The sequence below is a fragment of the uncultured Gemella sp. genome (assembly GCF_963525165.1).
Lineage (GTDB): Bacteria > Bacillota > Bacilli > Staphylococcales > Gemellaceae > Gemella.
In genome coordinates this window covers 1-4,283 of sequence record NZ_CAURJN010000061.1, presented here as the reverse complement: position 1 = coordinate 4,283, position 4,283 = coordinate 1, and the positions used below count along the sequence as shown (strand labels likewise).

The following is a 4,283-nucleotide window of genomic DNA, read 5'->3' as shown; positions in this document are numbered from 1 at the left end:
ACATTACCAATTAGATAAAAAAATGGAGAAGAACCATTAGAGTCTTCTCCATTTTTTTCATCTTATTTTACACCCTAGGTATTTCTGGGGTCGAACCAGAGCTTCAGGACATAAGGGATTAATATAATTTAATCAATTAAAACCCACGTGCTACCAACTACACCAAGTACCTTAATATTAACTGTTATACCAAAAATATTTAACTTTATATTGATTTAAGAGAAATAATCTTCCCGAAAGTTTATTATTTGCTGTTATAATAGACATTTCTTCATTTTTCCGTTATAACAGACACTGACATGCTCTTGTAATATTATTTTGGTATAATTAAAATTATAGAAGGAGGCAAAGATTATGAGAAAATTAGTAGGTATATTACTGCTTTCATTATCAATAATTACTTTAATTGCTTGCTCAAAAAACAACCACCAATCTTTAGATGGTGAGTATTATTGGATCTCAAGTGAAAGAAACGAGTTGGTGTTTACTATTAAAGGAGATAATGCTTCCATAGAGCATGGAGAAGCCGACAGCTTTACCATTAACAAACAAAAGAATACGATTGAATTAACTGGACAAAATATAGCAAGTCGAACAGAAGAATATTCATTTAAAGATGGGGTCTTTTCTGTTGATATTAGTGGAGTTAAGCATGACTACTATCTTAAAGGTAGCGAAGCGTATAAGAAGGCTCTAAAACAATATGGATATAAATAAGATCATTCACACCTATTTTACCGAATAGGTGTTTTTTTGTGCTGAATAGATTACTTCAAAAAACTTTTAAGCTTATTCTTAACCGAATAGTTTATATTTCATGCAAATTAGTTTAATCAAAGAAATTGGATTATATTTTATTATACAATGGATTCATGAATAATTTAAAAGAAGAAAATATTAGAAGAGCGGTCTGGCATATAAAGCGACATCTAGAAGGACTATGGAATTCTCGAGATGAAGTAGAGAGAAAATATGAAATGTTTCATCTGCAATCTAGTGTTGAATGTTTAGTACGTGTAATGAACAACGAAAAACCCTATCCACCTATGGATAGAGAAGAAGTATTTTGAGCATAATTTTTTAAAAACGATGCCAGGGCACAAAAGAGTGAAGAGAAACTTTTCATGCGTAAGTCGTGGGTAATTACTTCAGGATGCTTTAAATTTAACTGATTTTATTGTATAGTATATTAAAGACTAGCAGGTTTAGATTAAATATGACTATAGGGGATTATATGGATAGGAATGAAATTATTTATAGAAGGTTACATAATACTGGTTTGATTGAAAAGATAGATAATTTTGATAGTCTAATTACAAGGGCTTTTGGAATTCAATCGCAATACTATAATCATGCTATTTTTAATATCTATAATAGATTGAATAATAGTAGAGGGAAGGATATAAATGAGTTTAAGAAAAGACATGAAATGATATTAGGTTGGGGACAACGTGACACATTGCACATTTATAATATTCGAACTTGGAAAATAATTAATGGTTTTTTAATGCCGAATACATGGGTAAAAAAAAATTTTGATAAAAAAAGTATGAATATAGATTTAGAGAAAGAAAATTTTCATTGTCTAACTAATCGTAAAGATATACTCATGAATGATTTAAAAAAGAAATATGAGGATCGCTGGAAATTAGTCTTTGAATGGTCAGCATTATTTGTGGAGTTGTCAAGAAATAGTGAAATTTATTTAAAATTCAACGAGAAGGAAGAAAAGAAAGTATGTTATAATTTGGATCGTTCTACGGAGTGTTTTTCTAAAAATGAAATTGCTTATTTGTTTTTTGAGTTTTACGGTCCTGCAACAATTGATGATTTATGTCATTTTTTTGATACTACTAAAAAATTTTGGAATAATGAATTAGATTTAAAGAGACTTGAAAAGTTTGAATTTGAAGGAGATACCTTTTACTATAAAAAACATGAGTTAAAACAAAGAGATCCTAATGCTATGAACATTACTTTGCTGGGAAAATTTGATCCACTTCTCGTAGCTTATGCTCGAAAGGACATACTTGTACCAAAAAAATATCATAAAATAGTATGGGGTGCCGGAGGACAAATTAGCCCAATCTTATTTGTGAATGAAAACTTTGCGGGTAAGTGGAGCTTTCGTTTATCTGTAAATTCTATTAGATTTGATATTTCAGTTCTGGAGGCGTACATGACTGAAGAAAGTCGAGCAAAAATTGAAATTATATTAAAGAATTTTTCAAACTGGATGGTAAGAAGAAAAATAATTTTTAATTGGAGTTTGTTGGATATTTAATATGAAAGCGTGTTTGTGCATACAATATTTTTTTAAATTATGAAAAATTTATGAATGTGTATGGAAATGACAGGCTAGATTTGCTGTGGAATGAGGTCCTTTCTTGGGTTGAAACTCCATCAAAATTTTTTAGAAATTATAGTATTCAATATTTTAAGGAACTAATTAAACATATTGAATAAGTGATAGTTGATAACTGTGTAAATAAAAATGAAAAATTTTAGTTGTTGTAGTATGTATAATTGTGTAAAATTATTTGGAGGTAAGGTATGAATCTAATAGATATTCTTAAAAAGAACAATAAAATTATTTTGAGTTTAAATGAAGAATACTTTGTTAAAATGCAAAAAAAGGAAAAGAAATATGAGTATAGAAAACGATTTTTAAATCAAAAATCATATGCTTTCATATACATCTCTAAGACAAAAAAAGAAATTGCAGGAATTGTTGAATTTGGGGTACCAAAGTGTGATTCAAGTGAAAATATTGCTAAATTTGCAAGTCAAATTGGTGATAGTACGTATGATAATATTATTTCATATTTAGGTGAAAATAAAAAAGGATATGCTATTCCAATTAATAAAGTATATCTATTTGACTCTCCAATAAAAATTAGTACTTTAAGAAAAATCGATAAAAATTTTTATGCACCACAGTCGTACTCTTATCTAAAAGAAAAATCGAATCTTTATAATTATTTAAAGAATTCAACGATTCAATTAATTGAAATATTATAACTAATGATTTGATTTTTTCTAATCTTTAGATGGTGAGTATTATTGGATCTCAAATGAAAGAAACGAGTTAGCGTTTACTATTAAAGGAAATAATGCTTCCATAGAGCATGGAGAAGCCGATAGTTTTATCATTAACAAAAAAAAGAATACGATCGAATTAACTGGACAAAATATTGCGAGTCGATCAGAAGATTATTCATTTAAAGATGGGGTCTTTTCTGTTGATATTAGCGGAGTTAAGCACGACTACTATCTTAAAGATAGCGAAGCATATAAAAACGCTCTAAAACAATATGGATATAAATAACATTATTCACACCTATTTTACCGAATAGGTGTTTTTTTTGTGCTAAATAGATTACTTCAAAAAACTTTTAAGCTTATTCTTAACCGAATAGCTTATATTTCATGTAAATTAGCTTAATCAAAGAAATTGGATTATATTTTATTATACAATGGATTCATGAATAATTTAAAAGAAGCAAATATTAGAAAAGTCATTTGGCATATTAGACGTCACCTAAACGAACTATTAAACTCACAGGATGAAAAATATAGGAAACATGAAATGTTTCACCTAAGATCTAGTATTGAATGTTTAGAACGTGTAATGAACAACGAAAAACCCTATCCACCTATGGATAGGGAAGAAGTGTTTTAAAAGTCATTGTATCTATTATATTATAAAATTTAGTATTAACAAAAGTATGTTTTTTAAATGATAAAAATAGATACGACCATCCCAGATAGGTTTTCTATCCCTTTTAGAAATTTCTCTGTAATAGTGTAGGAGAGATCTTCCTCCTACAACCGTTTCATAAGTATTAATCTATACGCTTACATATATCTTTTGGTCTCTATCCCTTTAGGTAAAAATACCGATTTTATGGTATAATAAAGATAACGTTATACAAGGAAGTGTGCCATGACTCTTGATGTAAATAAAGAAGAATTAACAATTTTAGGGATTCCCTTTGAAAACTTTTCAGATTTCGATACCGTCTGGTATGCTATTGGGTCATCAATGATTGAAAATTATGAACCTACTGTTCAAGATGTGATTGATTTAAAAACTTATGTTATCAACAAACGAAAGGAATTGAATATTGGTTAAAAATCAATACGAAGGCTATGAGTACATTGACCCCAACCACCAATATACCTATCCAAATTCTACAGTCTTACAGAAGTGAAGTAAGCATTCAATACGAATCAATACATAAGAAAAACGCTGATTTTAAGCGTTTTTTTCAATTTCAATA

At 28.6% G+C, this 4,283-nt stretch carries 6 protein-coding genes; all 6 read left to right on the top strand.

The annotated features are described in order from the left end of the window. Positions 1 to 354: 354 nt before the first annotated feature. The 6 genes from RWQ74_RS08600 (at position 355) to RWQ74_RS08575 (ending at position 4,135) form a co-directional block, all read left to right on the top strand. Positions 355 to 717 carry a hypothetical protein gene (locus RWQ74_RS08600; RefSeq protein WP_314397889.1) on the top strand — a complete coding sequence of 121 codons (363 nt, stop codon included), beginning with the start codon at positions 355 to 357 and terminating at the stop codon, positions 715 to 717. 155 nt (positions 718 to 872) lie between these two features. After that, positions 873 to 1,070 (top strand): hypothetical protein, encoded by a 198-nt coding sequence (locus tag RWQ74_RS08595; RefSeq protein ID WP_314397888.1) that lies wholly within the window; start codon positions 873 to 875, stop codon positions 1,068 to 1,070. A 164-nt stretch (positions 1,071 to 1,234) separates the two neighbouring features. Next, on the top strand, positions 1,235 to 2,284 hold the full coding sequence (locus tag RWQ74_RS08590) for a DNA glycosylase AlkZ-like family protein (RefSeq protein WP_314397887.1): 1,050 nt from the start codon (positions 1,235 to 1,237) through the stop codon (positions 2,282 to 2,284). A gap of 269 nt (positions 2,285 to 2,553) precedes the next feature. After that, entirely contained in the window at positions 2,554 to 3,021 is a 468-nt protein-coding gene (locus tag RWQ74_RS08585; protein WP_254732742.1) for a hypothetical protein, read from the top strand. Positions 3,022 to 3,484: 463 nt separating this feature from the next. Beyond that, the gene (locus RWQ74_RS08580; protein ID WP_049489284.1) at positions 3,485 to 3,682 is read left to right on the top strand and encodes a hypothetical protein; all 198 of its coding nucleotides are present in this window, start codon (positions 3,485 to 3,487) and stop codon (positions 3,680 to 3,682) included. Positions 3,683 to 3,946: 264 nt separating this feature from the next. Then, positions 3,947 to 4,135, top strand: coding sequence for a hypothetical protein (locus tag RWQ74_RS08575; RefSeq protein WP_314397885.1), 189 nt, complete (start codon positions 3,947 to 3,949; stop codon positions 4,133 to 4,135). The last annotated feature ends 148 nt before the right edge of the window (positions 4,136 to 4,283 follow it).